Raw genomic sequence first — 1,900 nt, 5'->3', positions numbered from 1 at the left:
GTCCTGGGGGTTCTGTCAGGGGTCGCGCCAGCTGGCCTGCTTGGCAGCCGGTGCACCGCTGGTAGGCTCCGGGACCAACGGGGTTGGGGGCCTGGGATGGAGTGCGTGTGCTGCGGCTCCGCGGCGGTGACGGAGCGGCCGGAGCGCACCGCCCAGGGTTATCGTAGGTTCCGTTGCCGGGATTGCGGCAAGACCGCATGTCCGCTGTGTTGAGGCGGTTCGCCCCACCTGTGCCGGGTTGAGCAGGGCTCCCCGGCGTGGCCGGACCCGTGCTCAACGCACGGAGGACGAGCCATGAAGAGGCAAGGGGAAGCATTCGTCGGGATCGACACCGCCAAGGCGCGGAACGCGGTCGCGGTGGCAGAGGGCGAGCGGAACGGCGAGGTTCGCTACCTGGGCGAGTTCGACAATACGCCCGACGCGGTGGCCAAGCTGGTGCGCCGGCTGGCCGAGCGCTACGGGGTGGTGCACTACTGCTACGAAGCCGGCCCGACGGGATACGGGTTGTATCGGCAGATCCGAGCGCTCGGGCAGGACTGCGGTGTCGTCGCGCCCTCGCTGATCCCGCGCCGGCCGGGCGACCGGGTCAAGACCAACCGGCGGGATGCGACCTCGCTGGCGCGGCTGCTGCGGGCCGGCGAGCTGACGACGGTCTGGGTGCCGGACGAGACGCACGAGGCGGTACGGGACCTGGTGCGCACCCGGGCGATGGCGATCGAGGACTACCGCCGCAAGCGCCAGCACGTCTCTTCCTTCCTGCTGCGGCACGGGCGCAGTTACGAGGGCAGCCCGACTTGGAAAGGCCTGCACCTGCGCTGGCTGGACCGGCAAGCCTTCGCCCATCCGGCCCAACGGCTGGCATTCCAGGAACTGCTCAATGCCGTGCGGGCCGCGGTGGAGCGGATCGGGAGGCTGGAAGCCGCCCTGCTCGAGGTGGTGCCGGCATGGACGATGGCGCCCGTGGTCGCGGCGTTCCAGGCCATGCGCGGGGTGGGCTTCCTCACCGCGACGACGCTCGTCGCCGAAGCGGGGGACATACGCCGCTTCGACCATCCGCGGCAGCTGATGGCCTTTCTCGGACTGGTGCCGTCCGAGCGCTCGACGGGGGAAACGAAGCACCAAGGCGCGCTCACCAAGACGGGCAACATCCGCGCGCGCAGGGCCCTGATCGAGGCCGCGTGGACCTACCGCCACTCCGCCGGCATCGGCGACAAGCACCAATCCCGGCAGCGCCACCTTCCGGAGCGGATCCGCGACATCGCTTGGAAGGCGCAGGTACGCCTGTGCGCCCGGTATCGGCGCCTCGCCGCACGGGGCAAGCGCGTCACCGTCGTAGTCGCCGCGATCGCACGCGAGATCGCCGCATTCCTCTGGGCCATTGCGCGCCACATCGATCCCGGCGCGCAGGGAGCGTCGGAGGCGTAGCACCGGCGCGCTGATGCACTGAACGGGCTGGGCAAAGGAGGGAGCGCCAACCGGGACAGCTGCTTTTGTGCAAGGCTGGGGGCGGGGCCACGGTGGGGAACTCCCGACGAACTGCTTGGAGGCCGGCCTCGTGCCGATGCCCGTCGCAAGACAGGGACCAGCCCCGGACGGATGACGGAACGGCGGTATCCAACCCGCGCATCAGAGAAGGTCAACCTGCGTCCAGCGGTCCCGTCCCCTGCCTTGCACGACTACATCGACTATCACCCACGCTGGGCGGGGGATGGAAAACTGCGCCCAAGGCCCTTGAAAGCGGACATCAGAGCAGTTCAACGAGCGCAGCGCCGGCCTGCTGAACCGGGCGCGGTATGCCGCCGACGTCGCCGCGCTCGCAGTGCTGTGGCGGCTGCTCTACCGGCCGACCCTGCGAGATTTGGCCGAGATGTTCCTCCTCCGTGGCATCGCCTTCAGCCAC

The 1,900-nt window shown here is 69.9% G+C and carries 1 protein-coding gene; it reads left to right on the top strand.

The annotated features are described in order from the left end of the window. Nucleotides 1–294: 294 nt before the first annotated feature. A complete protein-coding gene (locus VF584_00850) occupies nucleotides 295–1,425 on the top strand; it encodes an IS110 family transposase (protein ID HEX8208702.1) in 1,131 nt (376 codons plus the stop codon). The last annotated feature ends 475 nt before the right edge of the window (nucleotides 1,426–1,900 follow it).

It is taken from the genome of Longimicrobium sp. (assembly GCA_036389135.1).
Taxonomy (GTDB): Bacteria; Gemmatimonadota; Gemmatimonadetes; order Longimicrobiales; family Longimicrobiaceae; genus Longimicrobium.
This window is presented reverse-complemented; position numbering and strand designations above follow the sequence as displayed.

Excerpts from the sequence above, each read along its gene's own strand:
- VF584_00850 (HEX8208702.1), top strand. The coding sequence starts at position 295 with ATGAAGAGGCAAGGGGAAGCATTCGTCGGGATCGACACCGCCAAGGCG.